Source organism: Ensifer sp. SL37 (assembly GCF_026672675.1).
Taxonomy (GTDB): Bacteria; Pseudomonadota; Alphaproteobacteria; order Rhizobiales; family Rhizobiaceae; genus Ensifer; species Ensifer adhaerens.
Map to the genome: position 1 here is coordinate 535,835 of NZ_JAPPRN010000007.1, position 17,543 is coordinate 553,377.

General features: G+C 60.1%; 16 protein-coding genes and 1 pseudogene. 10 read left to right on the forward strand and 7 right to left on the reverse strand.

Translation table 11 applies throughout. The features are described from left to right. Positions 1-57: 57 nt before the first annotated feature. The 8 genes and pseudogenes from OVA00_RS34815 (at position 58) to OVA00_RS34850 (ending at position 7,096) form a co-directional block, all read left to right on the forward strand. The gene (locus OVA00_RS34815; protein WP_268090676.1) at positions 58-1,431 is read left to right on the forward strand and encodes a UbiD family decarboxylase; all 1,374 of its coding nucleotides are present in this window, start codon (positions 58-60) and stop codon (positions 1,429-1,431) included. 4 nt (positions 1,432-1,435) lie between these two features. After that, on the forward strand, positions 1,436-2,017 hold the full coding sequence (locus tag OVA00_RS34820; RefSeq protein ID WP_034791753.1) for a UbiX family flavin prenyltransferase: 582 nt from the start codon (positions 1,436-1,438) through the stop codon (positions 2,015-2,017). Between the two features lies 1 nt (position 2,018). Then, positions 2,019-2,957: an XdhC family protein gene (locus tag OVA00_RS34825; protein WP_268090677.1), complete on the forward strand. Its 939-nt coding sequence runs from the start codon at positions 2,019-2,021 to the stop codon at positions 2,955-2,957. Between the two features lie 290 nt (positions 2,958-3,247). After that, positions 3,248-4,954 (forward strand): adenylate/guanylate cyclase domain-containing protein, encoded by a 1,707-nt coding sequence (locus OVA00_RS34830; RefSeq protein WP_268090678.1) that lies wholly within the window; start codon positions 3,248-3,250, stop codon positions 4,952-4,954. 290 nt (positions 4,955-5,244) lie between these two features. After that, positions 5,245-5,439, forward strand: a pseudogene (locus OVA00_RS34835) (alpha/beta hydrolase); the annotation flags it as partial. Positions 5,440-5,636: 197 nt separating this feature from the next. Next, positions 5,637-5,774, forward strand: coding sequence for a hypothetical protein (locus OVA00_RS34840; RefSeq protein WP_162727226.1), 138 nt, complete (start codon positions 5,637-5,639; stop codon positions 5,772-5,774). Between the two features lie 368 nt (positions 5,775-6,142). After that, positions 6,143-6,676 carry an NUDIX hydrolase gene (locus OVA00_RS34845; RefSeq protein ID WP_268090679.1) on the forward strand — a complete coding sequence of 178 codons (534 nt, stop codon included), beginning with the start codon at positions 6,143-6,145 and terminating at the stop codon, positions 6,674-6,676. Positions 6,677-6,871: 195 nt separating this feature from the next. Then, entirely contained in the window at positions 6,872-7,096 is a 225-nt protein-coding gene (locus OVA00_RS34850) for a hypothetical protein (protein WP_060521203.1), read from the forward strand. 378 nt (positions 7,097-7,474) lie between these two features. On the opposite strand, the gene OVA00_RS34855 is transcribed toward OVA00_RS34850, so the two are convergent. From OVA00_RS34855 to OVA00_RS34880, 6 genes are all read right to left on the reverse strand, one after another. Beyond that, positions 7,475-8,389: a sugar phosphate isomerase/epimerase family protein gene (locus OVA00_RS34855; RefSeq protein ID WP_268090680.1), complete on the reverse strand. Its 915-nt coding sequence runs from the start codon at positions 8,387-8,389 to the stop codon at positions 7,475-7,477. Positions 8,390-8,416: 27 nt separating this feature from the next. After that, on the reverse strand, positions 8,417-9,538 hold the full coding sequence (locus OVA00_RS34860; protein WP_060521201.1) for a sn-glycerol-3-phosphate import ATP-binding protein UgpC: 1,122 nt from the start codon (positions 9,536-9,538) through the stop codon (positions 8,417-8,419). 42 nt (positions 9,539-9,580) lie between these two features. Then, on the reverse strand, positions 9,581-10,468 hold the full coding sequence (locus OVA00_RS34865) for an ABC transporter permease subunit (RefSeq protein WP_268090681.1): 888 nt from the start codon (positions 10,466-10,468) through the stop codon (positions 9,581-9,583). Between the two features lie 7 nt (positions 10,469-10,475). After that, positions 10,476-11,366 carry a carbohydrate ABC transporter permease gene (locus tag OVA00_RS34870; RefSeq protein WP_268090682.1) on the reverse strand — a complete coding sequence of 297 codons (891 nt, stop codon included), beginning with the start codon at positions 11,364-11,366 and terminating at the stop codon, positions 10,476-10,478. 75 nt (positions 11,367-11,441) lie between these two features. After that, positions 11,442-12,785, reverse strand: coding sequence for an extracellular solute-binding protein (locus tag OVA00_RS34875; RefSeq protein WP_442780584.1), 1,344 nt, complete (start codon positions 12,783-12,785; stop codon positions 11,442-11,444). Between the two features lie 431 nt (positions 12,786-13,216). Continuing rightward, on the reverse strand, positions 13,217-13,465 hold the full coding sequence (locus tag OVA00_RS34880) for a hypothetical protein (RefSeq protein WP_060521197.1): 249 nt from the start codon (positions 13,463-13,465) through the stop codon (positions 13,217-13,219). On the opposite strand from OVA00_RS34880, the gene OVA00_RS34885 reads away from it, so the two are divergent. Next, positions 13,458-13,715: a hypothetical protein gene (locus OVA00_RS34885; protein ID WP_268090683.1), complete on the forward strand. Its 258-nt coding sequence runs from the start codon at positions 13,458-13,460 to the stop codon at positions 13,713-13,715. The two genes, OVA00_RS34880 and OVA00_RS34885, sit on opposite strands and share 8 nt — an antisense overlap. A gap of 293 nt (positions 13,716-14,008) precedes the next feature. On the opposite strand, the gene OVA00_RS34890 is transcribed toward OVA00_RS34885, so the two are convergent. Next, positions 14,009-14,200: a hypothetical protein gene (locus OVA00_RS34890; protein WP_143106271.1), complete on the reverse strand. Its 192-nt coding sequence runs from the start codon at positions 14,198-14,200 to the stop codon at positions 14,009-14,011. 868 nt (positions 14,201-15,068) lie between these two features. Here OVA00_RS34890 and OVA00_RS34895 point away from each other — a divergent pair. After that, positions 15,069-17,033: an AI-2E family transporter gene (locus tag OVA00_RS34895; protein ID WP_112772699.1), complete on the forward strand. Its 1,965-nt coding sequence runs from the start codon at positions 15,069-15,071 to the stop codon at positions 17,031-17,033. Positions 17,034-17,543 lie beyond the last annotated feature (510 nt).

The following is a 17,543-nucleotide window of genomic DNA, read 5'->3' on the forward strand; positions in this document are numbered from 1 at the left end:
TAAAGACGACGGCGCCCATTCCGGGCGCCGTCACCCCAGTCGCGTCGAGGCTAAGATATGACCCAGTACCACAAGCAAGATGTCCGCAGCTTCCTCGCCGACTACAGGGCGGAGCACCCCGAAGATGTCATCACCATCGACCAGCCGGCCTTAGACGATCAGGATGCGACAGCGCTGATCTGGAACCTGGCTGAGCGGGGGCGACATCCCATGCTGCACCTGAAGGATGTCAGTGGCGTCGGCAGCGAGGTCCTCTGCAACATCTTTGCCTCACGCGATCGTATCGCCCGTCTGCTCGGTTCGACCGCTGACAGGTTGCACGAGGCCTACCAGGCGCGCGCCAACCGGCCGTTCACGCCGGAGGTCCTGAAGGAAGGTCCGATCACCGAGGAGATCGTCTCGGGCGATGCCGTCGATCTCAACGCGCTGCCGATGCTCAAGCACTTCGACACGGACCGGGCGAAATACATCACCAGCGGCATCATCATCGGCGAGCATCCCGAAACCGGCGCCGGCAATCTCAGCTACCACCGCGCGATGATCCATTCGAAGAATTCGCTCGCCACCTCGCTGCATTCGCGTGGCCATCTCTGGCGGCTGATGAACATGGCCAAGGAGAAGGGCAGGCCGATGCCGGTCGCGATGGTCATCGGCGGCCATCCGCTCTTCATGATCGCAGCCTCTGCCCGACTTGCCTTCGGTGAAGACGAACGTGATGTTGCCGGCGGCTTGATGGGCGAGCCGCTTCAGGTGGTGCGGACACCAAAGTACGGCATTCGGGTTCCCGCCCATGCCGAGATCGTGCTCGAAGGTGTGCTGGATCCCGAGGCGCATGTGGAGGAGGGGCCGTTCGGCGAGTTCACAGGCTATTCCTCCGACCGCTCGACCAACAACCTTTTCACCGTCGAAACCGTCATGCGCCGGCGCAATGCCATCCTCGTCAGCGTCGCCGGCGGCAATTCGGCCGAACACCTCAATCTCGGCCGCGTGCCGCGCGAGGCCGAGGTGGTGGAGAAGCTGAAGGCGCGCTTTCCCTCCATCACCGCGGTACACTACCCCTCGTCGGGCACGCATTTTCACGCCTACATCGCCATGAACCAGACGCGTGAGGGGGAGGCGCGGCAGGTCATGCTCGGGCTTCTTGGCTGGGACCAGTACCTGAAGACCGTGGTCGTGGTGGACGCGGATGTTGATATTACCCGCGACAGTGAGGTGCTCTGGGCGCTAGCCACTCATTTCCAGCCGCACAAGGACGTCGTGATCATCGAAGGCCTGCCAGGCAATGCGCTCGACCCCTCCGCCAGCGGCATCGGCACGACCTCGCGGATGGGGCTCGATGCGACGCGCGGCCCGAATTTCCATGGCGTGCGCGCCCGCATCAGCGACGAGGCCTGCGCGCGCGCCGCAGCACTCCTGAAAAGCGCGGGATAGGGCGATGACGCATCCAAGACGCATGATCGTTGGCATTTCGGGCGCGTCGGGCGTGGTCTACGGCAAGCGCATCCTCGAACTGCTGCGTGACCTCGAGATCGAGACACATCTGATCATGTCGCGCGCGGCCTGCATCACGCTTGCGGCCGAGGCGACGTTTTCCAGACAGGACCTCGAAGCGTTGGCGACGACCACCCATTCCAACAAGGATATCGGCGCCGTCTGTTCCTCTGGCTCCTACAAGACGCTCGGCATGATCGTCGCCCCCTGTTCGGTCAAGACGCTGGCCGAGATCGCCACGGGCACGACGGACAACCTCATTTCCCGTGCGGCCGACGTGGTGCTGAAAGAACGTCGTCGCCTCGTCCTGATGCTCAGAGAAACGCCGCTTCATCTCGGCCATATCCGTAACATGGCGCATGTGACCGAGATGGGCGGCATCATCTATCCGCCTGTCCCAGCCTTTTACGCGAAACCTCAGAGCATCGAAGACATGGTCGACCACACCGTCGGCCGCGTGCTCGATCTCTTTGATCTCGATCCGGGTATCGTGCGCCGCTGGCGGGGAACGCAAGGAGTGGAGTGAGATGACGATCCGCATCGCCGCCGATCCGGAAACGAACGCGCCAGAACCGCGCGCTGCCTTCCTGTCGGACGATGCAATCGAAATACTGTCTTTCGCCGCTCGATCGCTCGAAGAGGGGCAGTCAACGGCCCTCATCACGCTCGTCGAAATTCGTGGCGGCGCTGCGCGCGCCCTCGGCGCGCAAATGGTCGTGCGCAGTGACGGTCTCTATTGCGGTTTCGTCTCCGGTGGTTGCACCGAAGCGGCCGTGGCCGCCGAAACCATCACCGCTCTTGGAAAAGGCCTTGATCGCACGCTTCGACTTGGCGAAGGGTCCCCGTTTTTTGATATTGTCCTGCCCTGTGGCGGCGGCATTACCCTTGCGATCCATGTATTGGCGGACGCGGCCGTCTTGCGCCAGGCGCTTTCCACCCTCCAACGTCGCTCGCCGGTGGGGCTACGCTATCATCCTGGCAAGCGCGCCCTTTCGCTGCAGCACGGCAGCGAGGCAAGCGGCTGGTACGGCGAGAGTTTTGTGCGCGCCTACCGGCCCAGGCCGCGGGTGATCCTCGCCGGCACTCCGCTCGAGATCGATGCGGTTGCCCGCGTTGCTGTTGCGGCCGGCTACGAGACAGTCGTGCTCGAGCGCGGGCAAGTGCCTTCGCCTGACGAACTAGACGGCGACACCGCCGTCGCGCTCCTCTTCCACGATGTTGATCGCGAGTTGCCGCTGCTTGATGTGGCGCTGACGTCGAATGCGTTCTACATCGGCGCCCTTGGCAGCCGCCGGACCCATGCGAAACGCTGCCAGCTCCTGCGTGACTACGGGGGAGATGAGCGTCTGCTTTCTCGCATCAAGGCGCCGATCGGCCTGTTCGACAAAGCAAGGGATGCACGTTCACTCGCAGTTTCGGTTGTGGCCGATATCGCACACGCGCGCCTGAGGCTCGACTGGACGTAGGTCTCCCCATCCGAGGATAAAGGGTGCCGATAACGTCGCTCAATATGTCCATCTAGGCGCGATCGACGAACCCGGCCAAGCGCTCAAGACCGAACATCATGGCGTCGACGATGCTCCTCGACTGGGGAACCGCATGACCAGCGGCGCGGCGATTGGGATACTTGTCTCCGCGTCACGACCATGACGCTCGATGGAGTTGGAGGTCGCCGGGGCGTTACCTCTTACCACTTGTTGACTCACTCGCGGTTGAACAATACCTTGCGAGTTCGGTCGTTAGGCTTGTCCTCTACATGACGGATCAATCTCTTCAGCGTCGCCTTGCCGCCATCGTCGTTGCCGATGTGGTGGGATATTCACGCCTGATGGAGGCTGATGAAGTCGCAACGCTGGCGGACCTTAGGAAACTGCGTTCTGGCGTTATCGAGCCGGCTGCGATGCGTCACAAGGGTCGCATCTTCAAGGTCATGGGCGACGGATTCCTGATCGAATTCGGTAGCGCGGTGGACGCGGTCGCAGCAGCGTTGGAAATGCAACGGGCCACCACTCTTGTTGAAGCTTCCGCAGACCGGCGCCTGCTTTTGCGTGTAGGGGTCAATCTGGGAGATGTCATTGACGACGGTTCAGACGTTCTCGGCGACGGTGTTAATGTCGCGGCGCGCCTAGAGACGCTGGCCGCACCGGGAGGTATCTGCATTTCAGCCAAAGTTCACGGCGAGATCGTCGGCAAGATCGGCGACCGTTTCTTTGATGCAGGCGAACGCTACCTAAAGAACCTGGCTCGCCCGGTCCACGTGTGGCATTGGCCGGATGCGCTGCAGAGCATATTGCCGCTGCCCGAATGTCCCTCGATCGCTGTATTGCCGTTCACGAATACGAGTGGGGATGAAGCGGACGCGCCTTTCGTCGACGGCTTGACCGAAGACCTGATCACCGACCTTTCCCGAACAGCTGGCCTGTTCGTCATCGCGCGCAATTCCGTGTACGGCTACAAGGGCAAGCCGGTTGACGTACGGCTTGTCGCCCAGGATCTCGGCGTGCGCTACGTCCTCGAGGGGAGCGCCAGACGCGCAATGGGTCGTGTCCGCATCAATGCACAATTGATCGACGCGCTTGGCGGCCAGCACTTGTGGGCCGACCGGTTTGACAGGACGGTGGAAGACGTTTTCGAATTACAGGATGAAGTTAACGCCAAGATTGTTGAAGCCCTCATCGGCCGACTGACCATCCCGACGCAGCGCAATCGGCCGAAGAATTTTGAGGCGTACGATCTGTGTGTGCGCGCCCGCCTGCTGACGGAAGAGTCGCCGCAAACTGCGCGTGAGGCTTATGTGTTGCTTCAGCGCGCGGTTGAGCTGGAGCCATCATATGCCGAGGCGCTCGGTCTGCTCGCCTATAATCGTTGGCTGGCCTGGACTCACTTCGGCGAGCCCGAAGATCCTAACCGTCAGATGGCGGTGACGTTCGCGCAGAAGGCCGTCGACCTGGACCCCAACGATGCCGGCTGCCGTTACGTTCTGGGAACTATTTTGGCTTATGAGCGGCGATGGGAGGAATCAGAAGCCGCCTTCGCCAAGGCCCTGGAGCTAGACCCCAACCACGCCGACACCTGGGCCGCCATGTCGGACATGTCCGTGCTGGACGGCAGGGTTGCCGACGGACTGGCACAGATTGAAAAAGCTCTGCGGCTCAATCCCTATCCAGCCTGCTGGTATCTTTGTCATCTTGGGCAGGCGCAATACGCCGCGCGTGACTATGAGGCGGCAACGGCTACACTGCGCAGGAAAGACACGTATCGTACCAACTCACGCAAATTCCTGGCTGCTACGCTTGCGCAATTGGGCCACCTTGAGGAGGCGCGGCGAGAAGCAGAATTGTTCCTGATCGCCCACCCTCATTTCACGATCGGCCATTGGCTCAACTCCCAGCCGCTGCGCGATGCATCTGTCCGGGACCACTTTGCAAACGGCTTCCGAAAGGCTGGCCTACCGGAGATGTGACGGCGGGGAGGATGGGCAATCAGCCTGCGGGCAACCTCATCTTTTTGACTAGAGACGTTACCGATGCGCCCATCGCGCACGGCGGCGTGTCGACCAGGACACGACGGTCGCCTTGGCGGCTACTGGCCTTGTGCGGACAGCGGACGCCTTACCGCTACTGGAATTGCATGCGAACGCTATCGGCTGGCGGTGGTGAAGACCATAGCGTGCGCCATACGCGACCGAGAGCGTTTGCAGGTGGTCCTGGCGGCAATCGTCATGCTGTTAGGTTGGATTCAATCGGCAGTGTGCTGGTTGATTCCGTCGAATTTTCGGGCGGCGGCGGCTTCATCGGGCACAGCTACTTCTTGTCCGACGCCACCATCAAGACAGACTTGGTTGCGCTCATTCGCGATAGAGCCAAAGCCGGCGATCCCCGACGCCAGCTGGTCGAAATCAAGCGCCCCTTCTGGCGAACGTCGGACGCCTCACAGGCGACGCCATAATTGTCTCAGGAGTTTGGCGGGTCGGTTTCCGTCAAGCAGCGTTCAAGCAGCGTTGCATCGCTCCTTTGCCAACCCCGAAGGCACTGGGTACCTTGTGCTACCGCTGATGCATTCATTCAGCCGTCGCCGAAGATTAGCCTGTGGTGCGGATTCTGGCCGGGTGAGCGGCGCCCGAGCGATCTTGGGGCAAGGGGCTCATGTCCGACTTCGTCAAAAGATTGAGCCGTGTTCTGAAAACCAGTTATCCGAAACTGAGCCTTTACCGCCGCTTACCTGAACGCGCGATTTCTATGGCGCTCTTGCGTTGGGTATGGCGCGACAAAATTGCCCATTGATGTGCTCGCACGAAAGGGCGATGTGAGGGGTATGCATACGGAAACTTTCATCAGGATATCGCGGCTCATCGAGCAAGCACGCTCCCTTACCCGGAGCCGGCTACCCTGATCCTGTAACGCCGCCATAGCCCCCGCCGCTCCGGGAATCCACTGACCAACAGTGCGGTTCATTATTGACGGAGTGTATCCATGCCCGCGTCTCCAGCCCGCCCCGTTTGCATCGCTTGCAACCGGCATCTTCCCCTTTCTGCTCGCCGTTGCCCGTGGTGCAAGACGCACTGCGCTGCCGCCCGCCGCAACGCGTGCGCCGTGCGCGAACGGAGCGCGCATCCGCCAGTTCTCTGCGCGTTTGGCAGGGGGAGCGGAAAATGAAGGACACCAATAAGAACTGTTGCGCCGCTGAGGAGGCTGCCCCGGAAGAGATGCAGCAGGTCGGAGCTCTTCCCTGGCGCATCGCCAAGAATGGCGAGGCAAGGATTTTGCTCGTTACGTCGCGGAGCAGCGGGCGGTGGATCGTGCCCAAGGGATGGCCAATGAAGGGTTTTGCGCCCCGCCAGACCGCGTCGCGGGAAGCGTTGGAGGAGGGCGGTGTCATTGGCGTCCTCTCTAAGGCGCCGGTGACGATCTATCGCTACATGAAACGCCTGGATAACGGCGCAAACGTTACCTGCCGCGTGGCTGTGTTTGGGCTGAACGTGCGCGGGACACTGGTTGATTGGCGGGAAAAAGCACAAAGGCAGCGGCGTTGGTTTTCGCTCGCCGCGGCGGCGGACAAGCTTGATGACCGCGAACTTTCGGAGTTCGTGCGCACCCTGGATGCCGCGTCTGAATGTTTGGAGCCACCGACCGGCGCAACCGGGAAAAAATCGGCGCTCGACGAGATCCTCATGTTGAGGCGCTAGACAAGTGTCGACGTTCCCGCACCGCGAAAAGTATCGGCGGCCAGTTAAGTCCGTCTGCAGCCATAGGGTCAGTCGCGCACGATGAATGCCTGGCGCCACTACCTGCGACGGCAAGAGCGGCGCCAGGAGCCTCCCGGGGTTGATCCCTCAAATGCCGACCTGTCCGGCCAAATCCGCATACAGAGAGAATAAGCAATGAGCTTCAGATACAGTCATACTTTGCCGATCAGCGGCGCAAACAAGCTGCCCCGATTCAAGCAGTGGGCCGCCGAGAACATCCCAGGTATCGCCTTGTCCCTGCCTCCGCAGGTCCCGGTCAAGAGTACCGCCTTGACCGTCCGCCTCAGGTCAGTCGAGGATCGCGCTACACTGATGGCGAGGCTTGAAGGCGTGGATCTCGATGACAGGAAGACCCGCTAGTATCCCCTGTTGTCCACCGCGCGACCGGTGAGACGGTCGAACCGGCGATTGGGACACTGATCGCCGGTTCTGTTCGTTGCATGAAAGTGCTAGCGGTGGTCGACCGCGAAAACACTGCTGTGCAAACAAAGCCGAAGGAAAAAGCTTCGGTCCCCGCTCACGTCATCGCCAGGAGACGACGTCATCGATATGGCCGGTCTCTGGCGACGCCCGGCAGCTGAGAGGCGCAGACCAGATGCGCTTGCGCGCAGGTTTGGCACGTTGAGGCGCACTTCTCGTCGATTGGCGCGCCTCGGTAACACTCGATCCTGCCGGTGTCCTTGCTTGCGACAAGCCGGAAGCACCATTCAGCTGTCCGCCAGGGCCGTCGGTGGCACGTTAAGCAGCGCGCCTAAGCCCCACGCCTGCCGCCAGTCGCCTGGCTTGCTCCAGGCACGCCAGCTGCTGATCGGCAAAGCGCTCGGCGCTGATTTCCATGATCAGCGTCGTATCGGGAAGGAAGGTCAGCTCTGAGAAGATGTCATCCCAAGCAATGTCGCCCCAGCCGATCGGCAGATGCAGGTCCCCGATGCCGAGCGCGGTTGCTTCCGCCGGATGATAGAAGCGGTTCATGGTATAGGGCTGGCCGAAACTGTCGTGAACATGAAGGTGACCGGTCACCGGGGCCATGGCCCTGAGTTCATCACGGAAATCGAGCCCTCGATGCGTGGCCTCGATATAGGCATGCGAGAAGTCGATGAGTGCGACCACGTTGTCGGAACCGATCGCCCGCACCGTTTCGGCAACCTGGCTCGGGGATTGGCGGTACTGGCCGCTTTCCGTCGTGAAGATGTTCTCAAGTGCGATGCGAACGCCGTAGCCTTTGGCAATCTCGGCCATTTCTGCGAGCGCGTCACGTTCCATCTTGTCGAGGTCAGCGGCGCTCTCGCCGGCGGCAAGCTGTGCTGCACCGGAGTGATGGACGAGGATCCCCGCGCCAAGCCGGTCGCACAACTCGAGCATCGCTCTTACGACCTTCTTCTGCAGATGATGGTGCTGGCGATCCATGAAGTTGGAGACGATCTGGCCGTGCAGCGATAGCTTGTTGAAAGTGTACCCCTTCGTGATCTCGGCGACGCGCTGGACGCGGTCTTCGATGATGCGGCCGCCGCTGACGATCTCTTCGCCATAGATCCCGATCTCGCAGGCGTCAGCGCCCGTCTCTGCAATCTCACGCAGGGAAGCATCAAGGGTCGAAAGGTCACCCTTGCCCGTCCGGTTGCAGAATCCTACGGCGGAAATGATATCGTTCATCACGGTTCTCCTGATTTATGAAAGTGATCAGACTGCTTGGAGTGTCGGTTGGCTAGCGGAATTGCGGATGGCACGCGGCTCCAGATCGACCTCGATCCTTCGGCCGGTCTCCTTGTCGAAGAGATGCAGGTGCGCGAGCGGCAGTTCCAGTGTGATCCTCTCGCCCGGCCGCACGCGCGTGTGCTCGTCGACTGTGGCCGCGAAGGGATAGCCGTTCAGTTCCGAGTGGATGACGCGGCCGGAGCCGAGCTCCTCGATGAAATCCACCTTGATCGAGACGCCTTCAGGCGCAACGACACATTGTTCGGGGCGGATGCCGACCGTGATCTGCCTTGCGCCCAGTCGGGTGGCCAGACCTCTTTCGATCGGCATCTTCGTACCGCCGAATGTGAGGCAGGCGTTGTCGACGTCGACCACGGCATCGAAAAGGTTCATTGCCGGAGAGCCGATGAAGGATGCGACGAAGATGCTTGCCGGACGGTGATAGATGTCGAGCGGCTGGCCCACCTGTTCGACCACACCCCTGTTCATCACGACCAGCTTGTCGGCCAGCGTCATTGCTTCGACCTGGTCATGCGTGACGAAGATGGACGTTGCCTGGAGGCGCTGATGCAGTTTGCGGATCTCGGCCCGCATGGTGACGCGGAGCTTGGCGTCCAGGTTCGAAAGCGGTTCGTCGAACAGGAACACGTTCGGCTCGCGAATGATCGCGCGTGCCATTGCGACGCGCTGCCGCTGACCGCCGGAAAGCGCCGCCGGTTTGCGATCGAGATAATCGGAAAGCCCCACGATCTTTGCGGTCTCCTCAATCCGGCGCAGGCGCTCCGCCTTTGCGACGCCCGCCACCTTCAAGGCGTAGCCAATGTTTCCCGCAACGGTCATGTGCGGATAGAGAGCGTAGTTCTGGAACACCATGGCGCAGCCGCGTTCGCGCGGTTCGAGCCGGTTCACGACTTTCCCGTTGATCGCGATCTCGCCTGAGGTGATCTCCTCCAGCCCGGCGATCATCCGCAGAAGCGTCGATTTCCCGCAGCCGGACGGGCCGAGGATCACGACGAATTCTCCCGACGCAAAGGCGAGGTCGATGCCATGCAGGGTGGGGTTCTTGCCGTAGGATTTACGCACGGCGCGGATTGCGATGTCAGCCATGAGCGCGGACCTCTCTGTTTCTTCTGTTTGGGGAAAGCGGGGTCATTTTTCCGTGGCCACGAGGCCGCGCACGAACCAACGCTGCAGCACGGCGACGACGATGAGCGGTGGCAGCATGATGATCAGCGATCCGGCAAGCGTCACGTTCCAGTCCGGCGTGCCGTTGTCAGCTGGCAGGAGTGCAACCAGCGACATCATCGTGGTCTTGTATTGCGGGTCCGTCACCATCAGGAGGGGCCAGAGATACTGGTTCCAACCGTAGACGAACATGATCGTGGTCAGTGCGAGCATGTTGGTGCGCGACAGCGGCAGCAGCATATCGATGAAGAAGCGGATTGCGCCTGATCCGTCCATGCGCGCAGCCTCCGCCAGTTCGTCCGGCAGGGTCAGATAGAACTGGCGGTAGAGGAAGGTCCCAGTCGCCGTGGCGATCAGCGGCAATGTGAGGCCGGCATAGGAATTGAGAAGGTTCCAGTCGACGGAGACCTCGAAGCCGGTGACGGCGGAAATCAGCAAGCGGATCGGCTGGAACAGGTCGGCGGCGACGGCATAGGTTGGCACCACGCGCACTTCGAGCGGCAGCATCAGGGTGATGAACACCATCCAGAAGAAAAAGCCTTTCAGAGGTGTTCGGAAGAACACGATGGCAAAGGCCGTCAGCGCCGACAGCGCTACCTTGCCGACCGTGACCAGGCTCGCCATGACGAAGCTGTTCAGCATCGCCGTGCCGAGGCTGGCGCGCGACCAGGCAGCACCCATATTCTCGAAGAGGCGATCCTGCGGCACGAAACTGAAGGGTATGGCGTTGACCTGCTGCAAGGTCTGGCTGGCGCCCGACAAAATGACGATGAAGGGGCCGATCAAAAGCAGGAAGCCGAAGATCATCACACCATAGGTCAGCGCGTTGGCAAAGGGTGTCCGCTGGATCATGGAAGCCTCACTTGTAATGGACCTGGCGCTCGATGAAGCGAAACTGGATGAAGGTGAAAATCATGATGAGGCCGATGAGCACGAGGCTCTGGGCCGAGGCACCCGAGTAGTTCAGGCCTCGGAACGCCTCCTCGACGATGCGGTAGACCATCACGTCGGTGCCGTGGTTCGGACCCCCATCGGTCGTGCGTGCGACGATGCCATAGGTATCGGCCCCGACGAAACCCTCGGTCATCATGATCACCAGCAGGAAGAAGAGCGTTGGCGCCAGCAACGGGATCTGGATATCGACCGCGCGGCGGATCGGGCCGCAGCCGTCCATCGCGGCTGCCTCGATCAGGGAGCGCGGGACCGACTGCAGGCCGGCGAGCAGGAAGATGAAGGTGTAGCCCGCCCACTTCCAGGCAAAGACGACGATGACGAGGATGAGCGCGTGGCTGCCGTATTTGGCCGGGTTCCAGAAGTCCGGCAAGGCCGCGTTGACCGAGGCCATCAGCCCGCGCTCGGGCGACAGGATGAAACGGAAGGCCATACCGGCCGCCGGTCCCGCAATCGCATAGGGCAGAATGTAGAGGAACCGGAATGGCGCGGAGCCCGGCAATTGCCGGTCGACAGCAAGGGCAAGAACAAGACCGATGAAAATGGTGGCAAGCGTTCCACAAAGCGCGAATGCCAGGCTGACGCCAACGGAATTCCAATAGAGCGGATCGGCAAAGACTTCCTGGAAGTTGGCAAGGCCGACGAACTCGGCAGCACCGCCGAATGGGGGCTCCAACGTGAAGGCCCATCGCAAAACGGCGACAGCGGGCCAATAAAAAAAGAGCAGGATCAAAATGATCTGCGGCAGGGCGAATAGGCTGGGCAGCCACCAGCTGCGAAAGGCCGCGCGCTTGTCCATATGTCGAAATTCCAATGCGCAAGAAGAGCGATCGGAGCCCACCGATATTGTGGCAGGCTCCGGGCGGATCAGATTTTAGTTCAGCGTCTGACCGGCGTAGGTCTTTTCGAAGCGGCGCAGAACTGCGTTGCCGCGTTCCACCGTCTTGTCGAGTTCGCCCTGTACGTCTGCGTTCTGCATGAAGATTGCTTCAAGGGCGGTTGCGAACTCCTTGCGGATCTGCGTGAAGCCGCCTAGCCGAATACCGCGGGTGTTTTCCGAGGTCGGGGTGAAGGACAGGCTCTGGATGGCGAGTTCGCGGCCCTTATAGGGAGCCTTGTCGTAGAAGCCATTGGCCTTCATGGCGTCGAAGCCGGTCTTGGTCACCGGGATGTAGCCCGTCACCGTCGACCACCACTCGGCCATTTCCGGAGTTGCAAGATAGTTGAGGAAGGCGGCTGCACCCTTGTATTCGGCTTCCGGACGACCGGCGAGCACCCAGAGCGATGCGCCGCCGACCAGCGAGTTCTGACGCTCGGTGCCCTTCCAGACCGGCAACATGGCGACTTCCCATTTCACATTCTCAGGAAGGGTCTTGCCGATCGTGCCGTGGTCGGCGACCGAGGTCTGGATCATCTGGCAGGTCTGGGACGTGAAGGCTGGGACGATGTCCATGCCGAGCTGCTTGGTTTTGACCACGAAGAGCTTCTCGTCAGCCATCTTCTTGAAGAACTTCACGTGGTCGACGAACTTGGTCTTGTTGACGACAAGCTCGGCGTCCAGTCCGTTATAGCCGTTCGCCTTGGTTGCGATCGGCTGGTTGTGGATCGCCGAGAACTGCTCCATCAGCGGCCAAGTGTCGAAGTTGAATGCGAGCGGGCATTCGAAGCCGGCCGTCTTCAGCTTGCGGGCTGCTTCCTCGACCTGCTCCCAGGTGTCCGGCTTGAAGTCGATGCCGGCCTTCTGGAAGGCGTCGACGTTGTAGTAGAACATCGCGGTCGAGGAGTTGAACGGGAAGGAGTTCAGCTCGCCCTTCGCCGTTGCGTAGTAGTTGGCGATGCCGCCGAAATAGTTGTTCCAGTCGATGGTGTAGCCATTGTCGGCCATCAGCTTCTTTGCAGGCACGAAGGCGCCGGACAGCATCATGTCGAGCGTGCCGGCATCATAGATCTGGGTGATCGCCGGCTGCTTCTTGGCGCGGTAGGCGGCAATCGTGTTTTGCAGGGTGGTGTCGTAACCGTTTTGCGAGGTGCAGACGATCTCGAATTCTGACTGGCTCTCGTTGAACTTCTTGCAGGCATCCTGGACGCGTTCGCCAAGATCGCCCGAAAGGCCGTACCAGAACTCGAATTTCGTCTTTTCGGCGGCTGCGGCCGGCGCGCCAAACACGACGCTAGCCATCAGGCCGAGGAATACGGAGGTAGTGACGGAGACTCTCATTTGCAAAACGCTCCTTGCAGGATGGCGGACACCAGGATCGGTGGCACGATGAAGCCGGGGCGCTTGCTAACAGTTGCGTGTGACAGTCCGTGACAATCTGCATGATGATAAAATGAAAGTTTCGTAACGCAGGCGACCAATCTCCCCGTTTTGCCCTTGATGGTGCAAAGTTGGGCAACCTCAGGAAGTGCGTGCGCCTCCGACGAGCCCCATTGTGGTCCCCAGGAGCGAAAATGCACCCCCGAATTGAGGGCCATGAAACGGAATGGCCCCGTCGGGCGGCGACGAGGCCATTGGCTTATCGGGGCTTCACTTCCGGAGGGATGGTGAAGGCGTCACCCTGATCGGGGGCTCAGGGTTCCACAAAGCGAAAACGCAGATGCCTCGAACAGGTTCCATCTTCTCTTCCGAAAAGTTGGACCAGACCATTGCTATCCCGGAGGAGGAAAGTCGTCGTCGGGATCGTATCTGTCCGGATCAAAGATGCTTTCGAGCTCTATTTCCTCGATCTCGTCGAGATCGTCTTCGTCATCGGGTTCGTCAAATTCCGGCACTGGCTCGCGCGGTTCGCGCAAATCGCCCTTGCCGAGCGGGCTATCGTCGGGGAAATCGGTCGGTTCGCGTCCGTGTGCTGTCAGCCTATTCGCGAGGCTCTCGCTATTACCGCCTGTGTTGGGCATCACCGTTCTCCTTGCGTATGCTTTCGCCGATCGTCGAAAGTCCGTTGCTTCGAGGACAACCGACGCGCACGAGGACCCGGTCAGCCCCGGCAATATCCTCGGCGATACGGCGGACAAAATCGTCACCACCGCTATGGCTGACCTGACCCTCGATGACGACGGATGTTCCGAGCACTCTGAAGCAGAGATTTTGCGTATCGAAGGGCGCTTCGGAAGCCAGAGCGTATTTGATCGAGGCGATCAGCCCTGAGACGTCAGCCCCTCCGCCGCCCCGGCAATCGAATTCAGGTCGTATAAAAATCATAAGCAAACTCCTTCTCGGAGTCTCAACTCACCGATGCAGACCTTGTTCCTTGTCGGGTTGCTAATTTATTGATGCCAAAAGAAATCGCCCCGAAAGGCGCCTGAGGGCGATGAGAGTGCGTTGTCTGCGTGGGCCGGCAGGATGGAATACAGCGGCCCCGCCCTAGAAACCGCCCGCGATGAAATCGGTCCCGTTCCCGCTTAATTTTCTCCTCGTCGCCAAGATGGAGGCCGAGTAGCTCAGTGGAGTGGGGAGGTCCTATCCTTGCGAATGATGACGCCGGCCCCTTCCTCGAACATCTTCTCCTTGGCATCCAGCATGAACCACCGGTTGTGCGCCAGTTCAATCAACGCGTCGGCGACCTCGCGCTCGCTCCAGCCGGCCGCCTCGCCATATTCGGCGACCGATTGGAAAACATCTTCCATTGCCATCTGACAGTCCAGATCTCGATCCGGGTACAAGCCCGTCTGTTTCGGCGATACGTATCTTGGATGCTTTGCCATAACGGACCTCCTTGGATCCGCAGTAGAGCGCATCAAGCTATCCTCAAGCTTTCGCTAAAACGCGTGCGACTTTCCTGTTGTTCCCGGCTCCGCGCCATCATCGTTGAAGGGTGCGCGCGAGACGGCTGGGCCATCCGACGCGTTTGAAATCACGGGAGCCTTCAAAGCGCGAAGGGACGCAGTCCCATCTACGACTTTCCTCGGGGCCTCCGGCGGGCAGCGGGAGAGCTTTGCCTGAACTTGGCGAGCGAGCGCCTGAGTTTCGCGATGTTCTTAGTGACGTGCTCGATGATGAGCAAATGTTTCCGTCGGCCCAGCGCGATGGCGCTTCCGCACCTTTCACAGGGGACGTGCTCGTCGTCCCTCACTCGGTCGACCGGTGTCCCGTTTTCGTGGCCGCACTCGGGGCACTCGATTTCGATCTCATCGTCAAACATAACGCTCCCTCGATTGAGAGCGGATACCAACACGTCTGAAATTGGTGATCAATGCTTAGGCGCTTACTCAAATGGGGCTACAATTCCACCGCGACCCGCGCATCATCACCCCGACCATTGCCACTCGGGTGAGCCGGTGTCGACAAGTCCTGCAACGTTCCAGGCCAGGTTGGCCTTTGGCATCGGGACCTCGCCGTCTGGCTTATTTGTGCGTCCGTTCTAATATTATCAGTTTGGTTGGTGCTGATCGGCAGTGCCTATGGATGGATGACGCCTGCCCGTAGCTTGAGAACCACCGGGCCGGAGGGTTCGCAATTGGAGACCAGAAGGGGTACGCCTGGAAGGTCCCGGGAGGTTCGATGCTGAGATTTTCGCGCAAGAGTGGGAAAGAACCGGTCAATATGGCCGTCGAATTGCATCCGCTGACCTTGTCGCGGGCCGCTGCAGAGACTTCGAAACTGCCAACGCTTGCAGCAATTGCTGCAACGGTGGCGGTGCTCTACATTGCCAGGGATGTCTTCCTTCCTTTGGCGATTGCCATCCTTTTGACGTTTGCTCTTGCACCCGTTGTCTCAAGGCTGCGCCGCGCCGGCTGCCCTCGCTCGGTCGCGGTTATCGGAACAGTGACGATGGCTTTCCTGTTCCTCAGCGCATTTGGCGCCCTGGTGGCGCTGCAAATCAGCGAGGTCGCGCGGGATGTGCCGAGATACCAGTCAAATATTGTCGAGAAGGTCCGATCTCTAAAAGAGGCTGGATCGGACAGCCAGATACTCGATCGACTGAGTCGGGTGATGGAGCGGATCAGCGTCGAGCTCAGCCGACCTGAAAAAGATGTGGCTGTGTCGCCCGCGACCGCGCCTGAACCGAAGCCGCTTCTGGTAGAGATATTTTCGCCGCAGCGCCCGATCGAAATCCTGATGAGCGTCATCAATCCGCTCCTAGGTCCCTTGGCAACCGCTGGCCTCGTCATCGTTGTCGTCATCTTCATGCTGTTCGAGCGAGAGGATCTGCGTGACCGATTCATTCGGCTTGTCGGGTATGGCGATCTTCATCGAACGACCGAGGCACTCCAAGATGCGGGCGCTCGTGTGGGCCAGTATTTGCTCATGCAACTTGTCGTCAACATCACCTATGGGGTGCCGCTCGCGATTGGCCTTTGGTTTTTAGGGATTCCAAACGCACTTTTGTGGGGGATGCTCGCGATCATGCTGCGCTTCGTGCCCTATATCGGCCCGGTGATTGCTGCTGCGTTGCCCCTGTTTCTCGCGTTCGCAGCAGCTCCGGGCTGGAGCTTGGTGGTTCTGACGCTTGGGCTCTTCATTGCTCTTGAACTGTTAAGCAACAACGTTGTCGAGCCCTTGCTATATGGGTCTCGCACAGGACTGTCTCCCCTTGCGATCATTGTTGCTGCCATCTTCTGGGCCTGGCTCTGGGGCCCGGTTGGACTGATACTGTCGACCCCGCTCACCGTCTGCCTGGTTGTGCTTGGCCGTCACGTCCGGCAGTTCGAATTCCTCGAAATTCTGTTGGGCAATGAGCCCGTCCTCAATCCGAAAGAGCGCCTTTACCAACGGTTGCTGGCGGGAGACCCGGACGAAGCAACGGATAATGCAGAGGAGATGCTTGAGGAAATGTACCTCGTCGAATTTTACAACACGGTTGCCATTCCCGCGCTGCTTCTGGCCGAAAGTGACCGTATGCGTGGTGCCTTGACGGAAGAGCAAGGAGCACGGGTTGCCGAAAGTGCAGGCACACTGGTTGCCAACCTCGAGGAGATCGCGGTTGAAGAGGAAGACGAAGACAAAAGCGAAGATCCCGACCGCGACACCGATGAAAAAGAGAACGATTATGAACTCCCTCCTGGTGAAGGGCGATCCGTGCTTTGCCTAGGAGGGCGAAGTGCGCTCGATGATGTCACGGCGATGATGCTCCTGCAGGTTCTGCGGGTACAAGGCGCGGACGTCAATTACTTCAGCCATGAAGCTCTCAGGCCGCAAAAAATCAAGGAGCTGCCGACAGAAGGTCGGCATGCCATCGTTCTCACTGTTCTCGATCGAGAATCCATGCGCCACGCCAAATTCCTTGTCCGTCGCCTGAAGCGACTGGCTCCTGGAGCGCGGGTCGGCATCGTCCTATGGCAGGACGTGGACGAACACGAAGCCGGGAAGTTCCTCGTTGAGGAAACGCAGGCGGACTTTGTCGTTTCTGCGATCACGGACGCCATCCGGGAGGCGCTGTCGACGGAACCACCGCAACCCTTCAAGTCGGCACATCCGGGGAGCGCCGGTCGTGCGGCGGTGCGAGGGCCGGCCCATGGCGGATAGGGCAGCCCTGGTGAGCCAATTCGTCGGACGGATCCAAGTCGAGTGCTATTTGTCTGGAAATGCTTCCCCCGAAAGGCGACGAAGCACGTGGACGTGCTAAACAGATTGTTCAGCCGACACCTTGAGAGACACTAGGCAGCCAAAGTCCTTCAGCCCCTGGCCACCCGACTGCTGGAATGTCGCATTTTCTATCGAACTCGCCCACGGGCGCCTTTCGTACGCACTTCTTCAGCGCGCGGAATTGTAATCCACCGGCCTGTGCACGGTCAGTTTCATCATCAGCGATTGCGACCAACGGGACGGCCAGCGCTGTAAGCAGGAGAAAGATCCTCACCATGTTCGCTCCTTCGAAATTAAGTAGATTCTAAATCTACAGTAGTGGGAGCCACTCGGTCTTTAGTCATTCTGAACTAGTACGGATGGATATTTACGAGCAGTCAGGATTATCCATTTTTCCATGTGGGCAGTTTGGAGTAATCATACGATCAGGAGGCTCTTTTTTAGACCAGC